Genomic DNA, 16,766 nt, shown 5'->3' with positions numbered 1-16,766 from the left:
ACCGCAGCAATGCCCTTTTGAAAGGGCTTTGCTATCCATTAAATTTTTAAATTAACGTGGTCTTTGCCACAAAATATAACTTTTCAAATGCGTACAACGTGATTTGACACATCAAATATTGTGCAAAAGACAAATATATAGGAGAGTCCCGATGTTAGGACAAATGATGGAGATGCCGCTCACGATTAGCAGTCTCATTGCACACGCAGAGCGTTATCACAGTGCCACTGAGATTATTTCCGTAGAAACAACTGGCGAACGAACTACCACTAATTGGGGCAACGTCGGTAAAAATGCTCGTAGATTAGCGTCAGCATTAGACAAGCTTGGCGTTGCTTTAGGTGATCGCTGCGCGACAATTGCTTGGAACAATCGTCGCCATCTTGAATGTTATTTTGGCGTGTCTGGTGGTGGTATGGTTTGCCATACAATCAACCCTCGTTTAGCGCCCGAGCAACTTAGTTTTGTAGCCAACGATGCCGAAGACAAAGTGTTATTTTTCGAGCCAACGTTTTTGCCTTTAGTGGCGAAAATACTGCCAACACTTAAAACCGTTCAACATTTTGTTGTCTTGGGCCCCAGAGACGAAGTTGCCACTCACGCGATTGAAGGCTTATTATTTTATGATGAACTCATCGCTACCGGCGATGCAGATGCAGTTTGGCCAGAAGTGGATGAAAGAGCGGCTTCTAGCTTATGTTACACCTCAGGCACCACGGGTAATCCAAAAGGTGTGCTGTATTCCCATAGATCAACTCTATTACATACCTTAGTGGGTAACCAGCCTGATGGTATTGCTCTTTCAGCACAAGATACCGTTCTTCCTGTAGTGCCAATGTTCCATGTAAATGCCTGGGGGGTTCCTTATATTGCCGCAGCGAACGGTTGTAAATTGGTGCTGCCAGGTCCAAACCTTGATGGTCAAAGTATTTTAAAACTGATTGATGATACCGAAACAACCATCGCGCTAGGTGTACCAACAATCTGGATGAATTTAGTTGAAGCTTTGCAAGCTTCAGACTCTAAATTACCAAGTTTAACGCGAACCGTAGTGGGTGGCGCGCCACTACCACCTTCGATGATCCCAATCTTTGCCGACTATGGCGTTGAGCTACTGCATGCTTGGGGAATGACGGAAACCTCCCCCGTTGCCACCCTTAACCAGTTTTTACAACGACACTCAACATTATCGGATGCAGAAAAAACCGCCCTTCGTACCGGCCAAGGCAGACCACTTTACGGTGTTGAATTGCGCTTACTAGACGAAAATGGCGAAATACTTCCCCATGATGGTAAAACCCAAGGCGATTTGCAGGTGCGTGGTCACTGGATAGCGAAACGCTACTACGGCAAAGATACTGATGCACTTACCGAAGATGGCTGGTTTGATACCGGTGACGTTTCGACCATAGATGAAGATGGCTATATGGTTATCCGCGATCGTTCTAAGGATATCATTAAATCTGGAGGAGAATGGATTTCTACCGTTGAGTTAGAAAATATTGCTATCGCCCACCCTGATATCACGAACGCAGCGGCTATCGCAGCCAAGCACGATAAATGGGATGAACGTCCCATTGTTATTGCCGTAAAAGCAGCCAATTCAACAGCGACTGAAGATGAGGTTCTCGCTTTTTATAAAGACAAAATCCAGTCATGGCAAATTCCCGATGCAATCATTTTTGTAGATACCTTACCTATTGGCGCCACAGGAAAAGTCCAAAAAGTTGAATTGCGCAAACAGTTTGGCGAACACCTTATTAAACAAGGAAAAAACGATGCTTAATACCTCTGTACTGAACGAGCTTCCAGTGAACTCTGCATTAGACTTGGCACTAGACGAGTTAACTGCTGCAAAAGACGACTGGGCACAAACGAGCATTGAAAAACGAATTGCCGTATTACAAGCAATCAAAGATTGCCTGTTACCCATAGCTAAAGATTGGGCCGAAACAGCAGGTCGAATGAAGGGAATCCCTGAAGACTCAGCACTGGTTGGTGAAGAATGGATATCAGGCCCTTACACTGTTATGTCAGCATGTAATGGTTTGTTGCAAACGCTGTCTGAAATGCAAGGAAAGAGCTTTCTCAATTCTCTCAAAAAACGCAAAACGCAAAGCGGACAAACTGCTGTTCAAGTACTTCCCCACTCCATTTGGGATCACTTGATTTTATCTGGTGTGACGGCCGAAGTTTGGATGAAAGAAGGTATCACTGCCGACAATTTGGCAAGTCATACGGCAACATCTTACGACTCCCCAGAGCGTTTACGTGAAGGCAAAGTCGCATTAGTGTTAGGCGCAGGGAATATTGCCTCTATCGCACCACTGGATGTATTCCATAAGCTGTTTAATGAACATCAAGTTGTCATTCTAAAGATGAATCCAGTGAATGAATATTTGACGGAATTCTTAAACAAAGCACTAAAACCACTGATTGATTTAAACGTTTTACGCATTGTTAAAGGTGGCGCTGATGTAGGGGGATATTTGTGTGAACACCCACAAGTAGAAGAGATTCATATCACAGGTTCAGGAGCATCCCATGATATTATCGTTTGGGGGTTTGGCGAAGAAGGAATTCGCAATAAAGCAGCAGGAACCCCTAAACTCAACAAACCTATCACTTCTGAGTTAGGTGCAGTTTGCCCAACCATAGTAGTGCCGGGTCCTTGGAGCGCAGCAGACATACAATTTCAAGCTGAAAATATTGCCACCCAAAAATTACATAACTCAGGATTTAATTGTGTTGCTTGCCAAATGCTTATATTGCCCAAACACTGGGACAAAAAACAAACATTACTTAATAGTATAAAGAACACGGTTGCTAATCTCGACCCACGTAAGCCATATTATCCCGGCGCAGCAGAACGACTTGCCGAATTTGAAAAACACTCAAGTAACGTGTTGAAGTTCGATCGCGGCTCGGCGCCAGCCTGTTTGGTGAGTGTCGATGAAGACGCTATTGATGATAAGTATCGGATGACTGAAGTGTTTGCACCGGCATTATCTACCCATGAACTTGCAGATACAGATCCAGAAGCCTACTTAATAGCCGCAGCTAAGTTTGCCAACCAAAAACTTTACGGTACTTTAGGCGCCAACATTGTTATTCATCCAAAAACGATCAAGCAGATTGGTAAAAAACGTTTTGAACAAATTCTAGCTGATTTGCACTACGGTACCATCGCGATTAATACATGGAGTGGTCTTGGTTTTCTAACACCCGCTTGCCCTTGGGGTGCATTCCCGGGTCACACATTAGAAGATGTACAAAGTGGAATTGGCTTTGCCCACAATACTTATATGTTTGATAGTTCTGAGCGAGTTGTTGTGCAGGCACCTTGGCGTCCCTTCCCACGCAATCTGCTATCAGGAGACATGACCCTGTTGCCCAAACCACCTTGGTTTGTAAGCAACAAGAAACAACATAAAACCGCTATGCTACTTACTCGTTTCCAACACACTCCAAGCTGGCTAAAACTACCGCGTATATTCTTCAATGCGTTACTCGGTTAGCTCCTAATTACCTGTAAACAGCGCCCGTTCAGGGCGCTTTTTTATTGCCTGAGAATGTAGATTCGGTCAAAGGCTAACTAAGAATATTTGCATCTGTTCCTACAATATGGCGATTTCAGAACCGCAAAAAGAGCCTAGCTTAAAAAGGCTCGATGATCTAATTCAGCCATTGACCAGTATCGATTAGAATTAGGTCTTCTATTATCTGCATTTCGACGTAAAGTAATTTTATTAGCATAAGTTTTTACCTAGGATGATGTCAGGTAGCAAGCTGACCGTTATTTAAGCAGTCACTAAGTAATATGCTGTAGTTTGCTTGCATTTAAATCAACCATTGAATTAATAGGCGCAGAGATGATTCAATCATATTTACCATCTAACAAACTGGGATTAAAAGCACTTGGGTTAAGCCTGTTTTCTCTTTTTTGTGGCGTATCTGAAGCTGAACCATCCAAGCTTACTAAAACGACTGAAAATAGTTTGGTGTCGGTTGAACGCTACCCAGCAACTAGCCCAAATCATAAAGTTCCGCAATTCAGTGTCGATGCGAGCTGGCCCAAGATGCCAGCAACTTGGTTAATGGGACAAGTACCAGGTCTAGCCGTAGATAAACAGAATAACGTGTGGATTTTACATCGCCCTAACTCACTTAGTGGCTTAGATTTAGGTTTAACCAACAACACAGGCTTATGTTGTGAAGCTGCCCCACATGTTATGCAATTTTCACCAGATGGAGAATTACTTCAGGCTTGGGGGGGTCCAGAACTAGCGCCGAGTTTAGCCGGAACTAATCAATGGCCCGCTACCGTTCACGGCCTTTACGTTGATGAAGATAATACAGTTTGGCTTGGTGGAAATGGCAAAGATGACCACGTTGTATTGAATTTTACCGCGCAAGGGGAATTTATTCGTCAGTATGGCCAACGTGGTAAAACCGATGGAAATTTGAGCCAAGATGCCTTGGGGAATCCAGCTGATATTTTCCATAACAGCATCAATGATCAAGTATTTATTGCCGACGGTTATATCAACAAACGAATTACTGCTTTTGACACGAATGACAACAGTTTTGATCAATTATGGGGAGCTTATGGTGGCGAACCTGGAGGCGGAACAAGACAAGGGGCATTCGACGTTTCACAAGCCACCAGCAACAGTGAAAACACCAGCACTAAAGCAAAAAGTTTTGGCGACATTGTGCATTGTGTAACACAGTCAACTGACGGCAAAATTTATGTTTGTGACCGACGAAATAATCGTATTCAAGTATTCGAAGCTGATGAAGAAGGAAAAATTCAGTTCATTCAAGATGTTATTATCGCTGGCGATACTGGTGGCTTAGGAACCGCGTCAGATATCGACTTTTCACCTGACAACAAGTACATGTACGTCGCCGATATGATGAATGGACGCATATGGATTTTGTGGCACGACACCTATGAAGTGTTAGGCAGCTTTGGACGTCCCGGACGCTATCCTGGCCAATTTACCTGGCTTCACAGCGTAGTTGTAGACAGCGATGGTAATTTATATACCTCAGAAGTAAGCACAGGCAGACGGGTGCAGAAGTTTGTGCTCACTGGGTTTGTTGGCGATTAAAGGCGCTAGGCGAATAATACTGTTTTTACACTGGATACTATCAAGCTTGCCCATGCAGATAAGGAGCAAGCTTGATAAATTTCAAGAGATTAACTGCTTAGTTGGCTTTCAGCGTAAGTGTTACACCACTTTCAGCACTGGCTAAATGTTGGCGACTGTTGAGTAAAAACAGTCGGTTGGGATCAATACTTCCGTTTTCACTTAAAAACATTTTTACCGATTTGGCCCTATCTTCAGCAAGTTTAGCTAATTCATGGCGCGGAACGTTGATAGTGCTTCGAACTTGATTGTACATCGTAATCATTAACGCTTGCTCTAATTGCTCCTCTGGAACGATTTTCTCGCTATCTCCTTCTTGCAATCTCGCTTTTATCAGCTTTCTTTGTTCTTCAATCTCTTTATTTGTAGCTGTAGTGAACAGGGTTCTTAAGGCATCTGCAATTGGACCTGAAAGTGGCACTGTAGATGGACTAAAACCTTCAGGAAGAGATGTTTTTTTGGAAATTTCCAGAAGGTTGGCTTGTAACTTTTGCTCAGCCAACTCATAAGCATCCGTCACTTCGTTCACCGAGCCTTCAATATCGACTTTCAGCCCCGGACGTTTTGCCAAGGCTACGGCTAAGGTTTGAAGGGTTTGTGAAGCCGCTTCGTTGAGCTCAGCAGAGCCATCGGCAAAGGTCACTTTATTCAGCTCATCTTCACTACCGACTAAATTTGCCAATAAGGAAAAAGGGGCTGTCACCGCTTTAGTGATGATATTGCCAAGGGCTTTGAATACGATTGAACCAAAACCGAAGCTCGGGTTATTTAAGTCTCCAGATACTTCCATTCCCAGATCAATCACGCCGTTAGAGTCCTGTAATAATGCAATGGCTAAGGATAGGGGCAGATTAACCGCCTGCTCCGAATTAGTTTTGCGCCCCAAGGTGAGTTGGTCGATAACGATCTTGTTGTCACCCACTAGCTGGTTATTTTCGAGCTTATATTCCACATTTAGTGACAGTAATCCTTTATCAATAAAGTGCCCCATATAAGTACCTGAATAGGGATTAACTGAGGTCAGTTCTGCACCGTCAACAGAGAAATTTAAATCCAGATAAATCTGTTCAATAAGAGGGTTAACTTCCCCTTTTAAAATCACTGGTGCGTAACCATCAATTTTACCCATTAAGTTAACATTTGCAGTGGTATCTGGCGTGGAGGAAAGTGACTTTATGTTTCCGTTCAATGCCTCGATACCTGAAGCAAAAGGGGCTCTTAAAGAATTATCTTCGAAATAAGCACTGCCATCATTGATACTAATATCGTCAATCCTAATGGCGATGTTATTAGAGGCAGATTGAGTATCTTCAGTCCCTTCTTGCGCCGCTGACTCTGGTGGTGAAGCATCATCTGCAACCAGCGCGGAATCAGCCTCGGTTGAAGCATTTTGCACCAGAAGGTCGCCAATATTCGTTTGTTTGCCTTTGTGAATAATGAACTTGGTGTAGGGTTTATCGAACATGACAGCTTGTACTGAAAGTTGATTTTCCAGTGACTGATATTGAATACCTTGGATATTCATATCCTGCCATTTAAGTAAGGGTTGTTGTTGTAGTCCGTCAATCACCGTCAGGTTGGCGATATTGGCATCGCCTGTGAAGGTGATTGGACTCGCAGTTCCAGCCTCAAATGTCCCTGAGATCCCCACGGCGCCACCTTGCAAGATCGCGTTTACATAGGGAAGCAAATAGGATTGAAGTTGGCTTAACGCAAACTGGTTAATCTCAAAAGAACCAGAAACTTGCTCAGAAGATACGTTGACTTTCCCATCGCTACTAAGGTAACCAGAAGCTTGTTCAGGATACCCCCTAACCTCGCCACCGACTCCTAAGTCTAGGCTATACTCGATAGGTAGCTGAAAACTTGTATCAACAACACCAGTGGCGGCATTTAACTCAAAAACTCGCCAATGCATGCCCTTAGAAACATGACTTTCATTGATCTGAATATCCCCATTATTTAGCGCGAAAGATTGCAAAATGACTCGCCAGTTGGATTCATCAATTTGACTCGTTTGAGTATTGACTTGCTGCTCAGCTAAAGAAGAGGTTTGTTTTGTCGTTGCGATTGATGATGGCATAAACATAGCTTGTAAATCCAAGCCTTGCTCATCAAGGTTTCCGTCAATCCAGGGTTTACTAATAATAACTTCAGCCACATCAATTTGTTCTGTGTCTGTGTCCAAACTAAGGTCGTGTATGTTGATTTCGGCCACTGTAATTCTTGGCTGAGTTAAATCGGATATTGTCAGTTCAGATAAAGTAAGCTGCGTATTATGAGCCTGAAAGCGAAGACTTTCTTGTCCTTCTGATAAATGATAATCCCCGTAGAAATCTAATAATCCATTTGTCAGCCTTGCTTCAATGACGTCATTTGATAAAGGCCACAAAGGTGCAAGGGCTATCGCCGACAGTGCTATATTGCCTTTGATCTCAAAAGGTGCCAATTGAACTTGACCAGCGAACCCAATGGAGCCGCCTTCAGAGGTTTCAATCTTAACGTTATAATGATTGTCTTCGGTTGCGGTATTTTGTTGTTCAGTTAGTTTAAATGTCGCTGCGCGGGTGTCGAAATCGGTTACCTCAAAAGCCAGATTCGGAAAAATAATATTGGTATTGGATACATCATCAGAAAATCGAATCTGTCCGCCTTCAAGATTCACTCTATTCACACGAAGAGGAGGAATTTCAGTCTGTTCTTTTTCGACGGGTTCTTTTTCAGCATTGGCTTCATTTAGACTATCAATAATGTCAGAAAAGTTAAATTGAGCCTGTTCACCTTCGGCGAGTCTAGCTATATGCCCATAAGGCTCGATGATAGATAAGTGTTCCAAAGTCGGTGTGAAATGTAGCAAGGTTTGCCAAAAGCTAGCATCCACTTCAAATAGCGAAACGTTAACAAAAGGTTGGTGACTTTTATTTTCTTCAATAACCAAATTGGAAACGCGAATACGCAGTAAAAAAGGATTTATTCTCACTTTTTCAATACTGACAACACGATGCAATTTGTCACTTAATAATTGCGGTAATTGGGATTGCAGAATCCATGGCGTTAGCACACCCAAAATAAGAGCATAAGTGAGATATGCGCAAAGCAAATAAGTGGTTATTCGCAACCACTTGGGCTGTTTACGAAATGCTGATGGTAAATTTCTAAGGGACATAATAATGATTTCATAATATTGCCAAAGCCTTTTAGATAGCCTTAGCATTTTAAAGTTGCGTGAGCACTGTAAACAAATTGCGCGTTACAAATAGCCTGAGAGTAGTAAAAACCTGAACTTATAAACAGCTTGTAACATCTTGGATTACAACAATATCCACTAGGACCTTACCCGAAAGTGTTGCCCGCTAGACGTTACCCACAAATAAAATGATTAAAGTACGGTCATTATGTTGCCTAAACCAGACTGCAACAAAGATAGCGTATCTTCTTCTTCACTAAAGTAGCTATTAATTTGCGCAATAAAGTTGGCAATCATATCAGTATCTAAACCAAGCGCTTCAAATTGCTGTTTTAATTCATTAATTGCACTCAAAGATGAACTGTATTCAGAAGCTTTGTTAAGTAAACCAGAAACTGATGAACTGTTAGAAGATGAATCCGAAGTTAATGTGGGAACGTTTTCTAACAACGAATCCAAACCAGGAATAGATTGCGCAAGTTGAGTGTAATCAGTTCCTGAAAGGTTGTTTTTAGCATAATCAAAAATTGAAGCTAAGCCACCTTCCGACTGTGTTTCAGATACTCCTAGGTTATCAGAGACTAAACTAACTAAACTTGAAACATCAAGTGATTGAGTCTGCTCTGACGACTCAGACAGGGTAGACTCGTTATTGATAGTCGCAGTGTTACCTAATAACCCCTTTAATTTATCCACAGTATCGTTGGCTGATACGTTAGTAGAAATAGTCAGTGTCGTGATGAGTAAAGCTAATAAAGTTTTCATTTAATATTCCTTTAATTCAAGCCCATTTTTTACGTTCAAACATGTAAAAAAACACAACTTGCTTTTTATGCATGTTATGTCCTGAGAATTTAAGTTAATTTAGTTTCTTAATGTATGGATATTTCTAGCGCAAATTTTAACATGATTTGACGGCTGATTCTTCACCAGAAGTGTAAAGATTGTCTTTACAAAACAGTCTATTTTCCACTCATAAATTCATGATTAACCGCCGAGGTGCTTATACTAAATAAAAACCCTCACCTGTAGCATGGTCTTTAGGCCATGGAAGGTCGCCGCGCGGGGTTAAAACACCCACCTACAAGAGCCATTCTTCCCGTAGCATGGCCTTTAGGCCATGGAAGGTCGCGCAACTGCGCGGGGTTAAAACACCCGCCTACAAGAGCCATTCTTCCCGTAGCATGGCCTTTAGGCCATGGCATCAAATGACAACCGCGGGGCTAAAGCACCCACCTACAAAAGTGGGCTATTCATCATTAGCGATGGCAACCTCAAATGTCAGGCACAAAAAAACAACCTGTAGCATGGTCTTTAGGCCATGGCATCAAACGGCAACCACGGGGCTAAAGCACCCACCTACAATCACCCCTGAAGCATGGTCTTTAGGCCATAGACACAAAAAAACCACCATCGCGGGGCTAAAGCACCCACCTACAATCCCCCCTGTAGCATGGTCTTTAGGCCATAGACACAAAAAACCATCATCGCGGGGCTAAAGCACCCGCCTACAATCCCAACCCTGTAGCATGGCCTTTAGGCCATGGATTGTTAATGCATTATTTTTTGCAATTCTTAATCGAATTTTTTCTGAATTGTTAATTTTATGCTCCATTCTATATCAGCTTTTATTTTGACAACGCCATAGCTATTGTGTATAAATATTAAACTTATACGTGAGTATTCAAGTAATAAATAACGTATTTTATCCAATAATGAAAACACACACATTAATTTATTGAAACTCACCCAGCGATGAGTTCTTACCGTTCATATATAAAAACATTAATAATTAGGAAGGTATTGAAACATGAGACAGCATAAACTAGCACTCGCAATAGCCACAACGTTAAGCATGGGTACCTCCTCATTTTCTTATGCGCAAGACGAAAGCGTTTTTGAAACGATTCAAATTACGGCAAAGAAAAAATCCCAAGATTTACAAGATGTCAGTGTTTCTGTTACCGCTTTTTCTGGTAATGCTCTTCGAGAACTTAATATGACCGACAGCGTTGATATCGCTGCGCAAACACCTGGCTTGAATATAGGTACACCTGTGGGTGAAGGTAATAACCCTTCTATATCCTTACGCGGAGTTGGTCTTAACGATTTTAATGACAACAACGAAGGCCCAATTGCTGTATATCGTGATGATGTATATCAATCAGCGATGCCAGGTTTGACCTTTCAACTATTCGACTTAGAACGAGTAGAAGTATTAAGAGGACCACAAGGGACCTTATATGGCAGAAACGCCACAGGCGGATTAGTACACTTTATTTCTGCGCCGCCAACTGAAGATACTGAAGTACTTTTTGACTTAACGGTGGCTGAATACAATCAAATTAAAACTGAAGCTGCAGTAGGCGGTAGTTTAACCGATTCCATTCAAGCACGTTTAGCAATAGCTTCAAATAATCACGATGGATACGTTGAAAATAGAATAGGCGAAGATGCAAATGAAGCTGACAGCCGCGCTTATCGCTTGCAGGTCAACTTTGATATTACCGATGACTTTACAGCACTACTTAATGTTCATGGTGGTAAATCAAAAACCAATGCTCCTCAATACCAGCATTTAGCTTCTGATGATGGTGCAGGAAATGCCACCTCCGACTTTTATGGTTACGCTGACACAGATGGAGATAATTTCGCCGGTGAATACAATCGACAAGGACTGTTGGATATAGATTCAGATGGCCTATCTTTAAAGCTAAATTGGGAAAACGCTAACTATACTTTGACGTCAATCACAGCTGTTGAGAACGTAGAAAAACTCCATCAAGAAGATACTGATGTTGGCCCATATAGTGGGCTAATTCCGCAGTTTGGATCTAAAAATGAACAGTTCAGTCAAGAGGTAAGATTAAGTGGCTCAGCCGAATCATTTGACTGGATTGTAGGTGCTTACTATTTTAAAAATGAAGTTAAAGGTGCGCTTGATTTAGATATTAACTATCCAGGGCCACTTATCGATGCCATTACTGGCGCACCGGAAGGCACATTTGGTCCAGATTTAGTGCCGTTCGTGAGCTACGATATCGACTATGATCAAGACACAGAGTCCTACGGTTTATTCGGTCAAATAGAGAAACCGCTAACCGATAAACTAACCTTGACCCTTGGCCTACGTTACACGTCTGAAGAACGCAGCATGGACTATCAAAACCTGGCAACGTCAAATCCTGATGCCGTGGTGAACTCATGTCTTATACCGGCCGGAGATGTGTGTGGTTTAGTGGGTGACACAAGCTATCCTGGAACCGACTACTATTTTAACTTTACTGATCAAAATCCAGCTGCAGCAGGCCTGACAACCATTGATGATGATAACATTTCAGGGCAAATTGGACTTGATTACAAAGTAAGCAAAGATACTTTGGTATTCTTCAATATTGCCAATGGTTTTAAAAGTGGCGGTTTCAACGGTGGATTTCTTGACTTCACCGACGGCGTAACAGAAGAAGACGTAGCGTTTGACTCAGAAGAACTGACAAGCTACGAAGCTGGCATAAAAACCACCTTAGCCAGTGGTGATGTGAGAATAAACAGCAGTGTTTTCTATTATGATTATAAGAATTATCAAGCTCTAACATTTGCTGGATTAAGTCAATTTATCAATAATTCTGATGCAACTTTGCAGGGCCTTGATGTTGAAGTTACTTGGGTGCCAGGCGACAACTGGGATATTAAACTAGGAGCTAGTTTACTCGATACCGAAATTGAAAGTGTGGTTGTGCGCGGCGTTGGAACGGTAGAAGATCGCGAAATGGTACTTGCACCGAAATATACTGTGAATGGTATCGTTAGGTACCAAGCAACAGACGAGATTTCTGCGCAATTGGATTTCAATCATCAAGGTGAACAATTCTTCGACATCACCAATAGTGAAATATCAAATGAGGACTCTTACACCGTATTCAATGCACGTGTTGGCTATCAACTAAATGATAACTGGAAAGTGTCTGCTTTTGTGAAAAATATCACAGACGAAGAATATAGAGTGTATAGTTTTGACTTCACCCAAAGCGCCGGTTTTATCCAAGAATTCTACGCAAGACCAAGATGGGTAGGTGTTAACATTCAATACAACTACTACTAAAACGACACCAAAAGTAGATGTAACAAACCATAGTAACGGATGTTCCTTATTAGCGTTCACGCAAAATGGGGTCATCCGTTAAATTGTAAATAGTCAAACATTGCTGCGGTTAGGATTAAAACGATATGTTTATGAAAATCAAGCCCCCTACAAAACTACTCACTAGCGTCATAATTTCAGTACTTGTGGCTGGCTGTTCAACAAGTCCAGAAATAACACAAGAAGCGCCAGCTCAAGGATCAAATACACACCAAGAAAATGCTGCAATTAGCACACAGATAGATCCCAGCTTACCTCCCTTACCAATTGAAAAAACCGGTAATGTAGAAGTTTTACCCGCTCAATATCCCGAAAGCTGGATGTTCGTGGATGAAGCAAGCTTTACCAGTATGTTCGGCGGAAAAGTCATCATTTTAGACATAAACGAGCCGAAACAATCCAAACGAATAAAAGGTACTGCGGATAAGAATTTGCTCGGTAATTTTGCTGCGGCAAAAACACGACCTGAATTCTATATTGTTGAATCATTCCACAGTCGCGGTAGTCGAGGCCCCAAAATAGATGTGTTGGCCATCTACGATAAAGTGACCTTAGCACCTATCAAAGAAATCACTTTAGAACATACTCGACTGCAGTCTCTGCCAAGACGAGATGCTGTCACATTGTCAGCTGACGAGAAATTTCTCTATATCGCTAATTTTAGCCCTGCAGCATCTTTCACAGTGGTTAATTTAGACACCCACGAGGTTGTTGGAACAGTAGGAACTCCAGGCTGTGTTCTACCCTTCCCCACAGGCAAATATAGTGTGACATCACTGTGTAGTAATGGCAGTTTGCTGACCACAGTGCTAGATGAAAATGGCATCAAAGCTTCGCAACAGCGCGTCGCACCATTTTTTGATACTGATAAAACACCGATTTTTGAACGTCCTGCTCATATAGATAACATTGCCTATTTCCCAAGTTTTGAAGGGGATGTACATGCTATCGATTTATCTTCTGAGATAGCAACATACCAAGGAAAATGGAGCCTTGTTACTGAGCAAGAAAAAGCAGCTGGATGGAGACCTGGCGGATTGGCGCTAGTCGACACTGATGAGCAAGGTTTAATGTATGTGATAATGAATCCAAACGGTTTTGATGGATCCCAAACTCACGGCGGCGAGCAAATATGGGTATTTGACGTTAAAACCCAATCTCGCATTGCCACAATCGACGCACCAAACTGGGCGGTATCCGTCGCTGCGACTCGCGGTAAAGAACCTATGTTGGTGGTCTCTAACGGTGAAATGAATCTAGACATTATTAACCCAAGAACTGGTAAGCTTATTAAAACCATAAGTGACTTTGGCAACATCACCCCACTTGTCATTCATAAGGCCTACTAATGAACCTGTTAAACTTTTTATCCGATGCTATTGCATTGTTCTTTATGTGGCTGTTTATACGTGCCGCCAGACATAAATTACAAACCGATAATGCCGAATATTACCAACAGACCTTTGCCGATTATGGTGTTACTCAAACAAAGTTAGCATCTGCATTACGTTACACTCTGGGCTCGTTAGAATTAGTTATTGCAGTGGCTCTAATCTTTGATGGGAGCCGCACTAGTGCCTCAATTGTTGCAGCCTTACTGTTAAGTGCTTACCTTATTGGCATGACTATTCAGCTAATTCAAGGTAAACGAGATATCAGTTGTGGATGCAGTGGCCCGAATTCTCACATAAAAGTCAGTTGGTCTTTGATAATAAGAAATGCGCTATTAGTGCCGTTGGTATTAACCTGCACAATGCCCTCTGCCGGTTTTGCATCCTCCCTGTGGTTCGCCGTACTCATGACAGGGGCTTTTCTGATTTTAACTTATTCTTGCATTGAAAATTTAATCGCTAACGCACAAAAAATCTCCATACTGAGGACCAACTAATGGACTTTATTACTGTTTCAAATAGCGTGTTGTGGATAATTGTTATTCTACAATCGATTGTAATATTCGCATTAACTCGCCAAGTAGGTGTGCTGTTTGAGCGAGTTGCTCCTGCAGGTGCTTTAGCCATGAATCAGACTTTAAAAGTGGGAGAACCTGCACCTAATTTAAGTCTTCAGACATTAGCCTCTACCTTGGTAGATGTGGGCGGAAAATCGAAGACTAACAAATCTCAATTAGTCTTCTTCGTTTCACCCGATTGTCCTGTATGTAAGAGCTTATTACCCGCACTGAAATCTGCCGCTAAATCTGAAAGTGCCTGGATTGATTTAATCCTAGCGAGTGACGGAAAAACACAAGATCACGCCGGTTTTGTGAAGCAATATGGACTTTCTAATTACCCCTACATAGTGTCTGAGTTGTTAGGGAAATCATACGGTGTAGCTAAACTACCCTATGCGGTGGTTATCGATGAATTAGGCAATGTTGCATCTATGGGGATCATCAATTCCAGAGAGCATTTAGATAGCTTATTTGAAGCTAAAGAGCGAAAAATAGCGTCAATCCAAGATTTCATGCAAGGCCAACAAGCCGAAGAACAGTTCGTGGAGGTTAAATAAAATGAAATTTTTAGACCGAATGTTTGAAAAAAAGGCTCGTGAGTTAGCACAAACCAACGGAAGACGAGGATTGCTTAAAAAGCTTGGCGCTACTTTAGTAGGCGCAAGTGCGATTCCATTGCTTCCCGTTGCCAGAGCAGCCGAACCCAAAGGACTACCGCAAGAAGTCGGTGATCCAGGAAGTTGTGACTATTGGCGCTACTGTGCAGTAGACGGATTTTTGTGTGAATGTTGTGGTGGCTCAACTAATTCTTGCCCTCCGGGTACTGAAATGTCACCTATTACCTGGATTGGTACTTGTACTAACCCAGTGGATGGCCGTAATTACGTTATTTCTTACAACGATTGCTGTGGCAAAACTCAGTGCAATACCTGCTTATGTCAACGAGACGAAGGTGACCGCCCATTATATCGTTCAGACAAATCTAACGACGTGAACTGGTGTTTAGGTGCTAGCAGTTCTGTGTATCACTGTTCAACCGCAATCGTGGTTGGTATCGCGTTTGATAAGTAAATGTAGATGAAAAAACATCTTAGTCGTCTGCTGTGGTTATGTTGTTTATTTGGCTTTAGTTGCAATGCCGAAGAAGCCATTAATGAAGCTAGAGCATTGTTTAACTACCAAATGTTATGCCAGGGCTGCCATGTAGGCGATGGCACTGGCGGCAAGGACGTACCGAATTTACAGGGTGCAGTAGGCGTGTTTTTAAATAGCACTGCTGGACGTGAATACTTAATTAAAGTGCCCGGTGCGGCTAACAGTGCATTAAATAGCAAAGATCTTGCTGAGTTGATGAACTGGATGATACCCGTCATGGGAAAAGACAGTGTTCCAGATGACTTTGTGCCCTACACCGAACAAGAAGTCGAAACATTACGACAAGAACCATTAATGGAAGTTGTTGAACATAGAGCTAAGGTGCTGAACCAGATTTTAACCAACAGCACATCAGCAACCACAATAAATTAAACACTTTTTGAGAAAAAAATAATGATGAAAATCTCCTTAAAAAACGTGTCTCTTAATATATTTTTATTAGTCAGTTTTTGTTTATTAACTGCACAAACTTCTGCCGCCGATAATATCGAAACCTTAACCGCCAACTGTGTTGCTTGTCATGGTGAAAACGGCATTGCTAGTGCCAACGAATGGCCAAGTTTAGCAGGCCAGAAACAAGGTTACCTGTTAGCTCAATTAAACGCATTTCAAGACGGTAACCGAGAGAATATGTTAATGACTGGCCTGTTAGATAGTATGTCGGAGCAAGACTTGGCCAACATTGCAGAATATTATTCAGACTTGCCCTTCGAAAAAGCAGCGGCTTCATCAATTAATCAGGCCGGCGAAAATGTCCGCGCCAATTGCATTTCATGCCATGGCATGACCGGCCAAACCATTAACGATACCTGGCCTAATTTAGCCGGTCAAAATAAAGGTTATCTTTTACAACAACTTAAAGACTTCAGTAGCAACAAAAGACATTCAATCATTATGAACGTCATTGCTAGCGAGTTGACCGAACAACAAATGAAAGATGTCGCCGAGTATTATGAACAAATAGGTACAGTACAATAAATTAAAATCGCGGGGCTAAAGCACCCACCTACAATCACCCCTGTAGCATGGTCTTTAGGCCATAGACACAAAAACCACCACCGCGGGGCTAAAGCCCCGTCTACAGCCTTTATTACCTGTAGCATATTCGGCTAGGCCAAGGGCATTACCGAGCGTTTATAAGGCAGCTTACCGCACATCACCACAATTACTTTGTTT

The 16,766-nt window shown here is 42.2% G+C and carries 12 protein-coding genes; 10 read left to right on the top strand and 2 right to left on the bottom strand.

Going from position 1 to position 16,766, the window contains the following annotated elements; translation table 11 throughout:
• Window positions 1-151: 151 nt before the first annotated feature.
• The 3 genes from Q4567_RS03245 (at window position 152) to Q4567_RS03235 (ending at window position 5,117) form a co-directional block, all read left to right on the top strand.
• A complete protein-coding gene (locus tag Q4567_RS03245; protein ID WP_303499334.1) occupies window positions 152-1,786 on the top strand; it encodes a long-chain fatty acid--CoA ligase in 1,635 nt (544 codons plus the stop codon).
• Window positions 1,779-3,518: an aldehyde dehydrogenase family protein gene (locus Q4567_RS03240; protein WP_303499332.1), complete on the top strand. Its 1,740-nt coding sequence runs from the start codon at window positions 1,779-1,781 to the stop codon at window positions 3,516-3,518. The genes Q4567_RS03245 and Q4567_RS03240 overlap by 8 nt, the downstream gene beginning before the upstream one ends.
• Window positions 3,519-3,872: 354 nt before the next feature.
• Window positions 3,873-5,117: a beta-propeller fold lactonase family protein gene (locus tag Q4567_RS03235; protein WP_303499330.1), complete on the top strand. Its 1,245-nt coding sequence runs from the start codon at window positions 3,873-3,875 to the stop codon at window positions 5,115-5,117.
• Window positions 5,118-5,214: 97 nt separating this feature from the next.
• Here Q4567_RS03235 and Q4567_RS03230 read toward each other — a convergent pair whose 3' ends face one another.
• Both Q4567_RS03230 and Q4567_RS03225 read right to left on the bottom strand, forming a co-directional pair.
• Window positions 5,215-8,322, bottom strand: coding sequence for a DUF748 domain-containing protein (locus Q4567_RS03230; protein ID WP_303499328.1), 3,108 nt, complete (start codon window positions 8,320-8,322; stop codon window positions 5,215-5,217).
• 213 nt (window positions 8,323-8,535) lie between these two features.
• Window positions 8,536-9,108, bottom strand: a complete 573-nt coding sequence (locus Q4567_RS03225; protein WP_303499326.1) for a DUF2780 domain-containing protein — start codon at window positions 9,106-9,108, stop codon at window positions 8,536-8,538.
• Between the two features lie 1,045 nt (window positions 9,109-10,153).
• On the opposite strand from Q4567_RS03225, the gene Q4567_RS03220 reads away from it, so the two are divergent.
• From Q4567_RS03220 to Q4567_RS03190, 7 genes are all read left to right on the top strand, one after another.
• A complete protein-coding gene (locus Q4567_RS03220) occupies window positions 10,154-12,445 on the top strand; it encodes a TonB-dependent receptor (protein ID WP_303499324.1) in 2,292 nt (763 codons plus the stop codon).
• A 131-nt stretch (window positions 12,446-12,576) separates the two neighbouring features.
• Window positions 12,577-13,833 (top strand): amine dehydrogenase large subunit, encoded by a 1,257-nt coding sequence (locus tag Q4567_RS03215; protein ID WP_303499322.1) that lies wholly within the window; start codon window positions 12,577-12,579, stop codon window positions 13,831-13,833.
• Complete coding sequence (locus Q4567_RS03210) at window positions 13,833-14,372, top strand: MauE/DoxX family redox-associated membrane protein (RefSeq protein WP_303474588.1); 540 nt, start codon at window positions 13,833-13,835, stop codon at window positions 14,370-14,372. Before Q4567_RS03215 ends, Q4567_RS03210 begins: the two co-directional genes overlap by 1 nt.
• Window positions 14,372-14,992, top strand: coding sequence for a redoxin family protein (locus tag Q4567_RS03205; RefSeq protein ID WP_216049551.1), 621 nt, complete (start codon window positions 14,372-14,374; stop codon window positions 14,990-14,992). Before Q4567_RS03210 ends, Q4567_RS03205 begins: the two co-directional genes overlap by 1 nt.
• A gap of 1 nt (window position 14,993) precedes the next feature.
• Window positions 14,994-15,506 (top strand): methylamine dehydrogenase light chain, encoded by a 513-nt coding sequence (locus Q4567_RS03200; RefSeq protein ID WP_216049550.1) that lies wholly within the window; start codon window positions 14,994-14,996, stop codon window positions 15,504-15,506.
• Window positions 15,507-15,512: 6 nt separating this feature from the next.
• Window positions 15,513-15,962 carry a cytochrome c gene (locus Q4567_RS03195; RefSeq protein WP_252729333.1) on the top strand — a complete coding sequence of 150 codons (450 nt, stop codon included), beginning with the start codon at window positions 15,513-15,515 and terminating at the stop codon, window positions 15,960-15,962.
• Between the two features lie 21 nt (window positions 15,963-15,983).
• Entirely contained in the window at window positions 15,984-16,568 is a 585-nt protein-coding gene (locus Q4567_RS03190) for a cytochrome c (protein ID WP_216049549.1), read from the top strand.
• The last annotated feature ends 198 nt before the right edge of the window (window positions 16,569-16,766 follow it).

Origin of the sequence: Aliiglaciecola sp. 2_MG-2023 (assembly GCF_030548145.1) — a bacterium.
Classification (GTDB): Bacteria; Pseudomonadota; Gammaproteobacteria; order Enterobacterales; family Alteromonadaceae; genus Aliiglaciecola; species Aliiglaciecola lipolytica_A.
The sequence above is the reverse complement of the archived record's forward strand: the minus strand, read 5'-3'. Positions and strand labels throughout refer to the sequence as shown.

Bases quoted from the DNA above. Each gene is read 5' to 3' on its own strand.
- Q4567_RS03245 (WP_303499334.1), top strand. From the start codon at position 152: ATGTTAGGACAAATGATGGAGATGCCGCTCACGATTAGCAGTCTCATT.
- Q4567_RS03240 (WP_303499332.1), top strand. From the start codon at position 1,779: ATGCTTAATACCTCTGTACTGAACGAGCTTCCAGTGAACTCTGCATTA.
- Q4567_RS03235 (WP_303499330.1), top strand. From the start codon at position 3,873: ATGATTCAATCATATTTACCATCTAACAAACTGGGATTAAAAGCACTT.
- Q4567_RS03230 (WP_303499328.1), bottom strand. From the start codon at position 8,322: ATGTCCCTTAGAAATTTACCATCAGCATTTCGTAAACAGCCCAAGTGG.
- Q4567_RS03225 (WP_303499326.1), bottom strand. From the start codon at position 9,108: ATGAAAACTTTATTAGCTTTACTCATCACGACACTGACTATTTCTACT.
- Q4567_RS03220 (WP_303499324.1), top strand. From the start codon at position 10,154: ATGAGACAGCATAAACTAGCACTCGCAATAGCCACAACGTTAAGCATG.
- Q4567_RS03215 (WP_303499322.1), top strand. From the start codon at position 12,577: ATGAAAATCAAGCCCCCTACAAAACTACTCACTAGCGTCATAATTTCA.
- Q4567_RS03210 (WP_303474588.1), top strand. From the start codon at position 13,833: ATGAACCTGTTAAACTTTTTATCCGATGCTATTGCATTGTTCTTTATG.
- Q4567_RS03205 (WP_216049551.1), top strand. From the start codon at position 14,372: ATGGACTTTATTACTGTTTCAAATAGCGTGTTGTGGATAATTGTTATT.
- Q4567_RS03200 (WP_216049550.1), top strand. From the start codon at position 14,994: ATGAAATTTTTAGACCGAATGTTTGAAAAAAAGGCTCGTGAGTTAGCA.
- Q4567_RS03195 (WP_252729333.1), top strand. From the start codon at position 15,513: ATGAAAAAACATCTTAGTCGTCTGCTGTGGTTATGTTGTTTATTTGGC.
- Q4567_RS03190 (WP_216049549.1), top strand. From the start codon at position 15,984: ATGATGAAAATCTCCTTAAAAAACGTGTCTCTTAATATATTTTTATTA.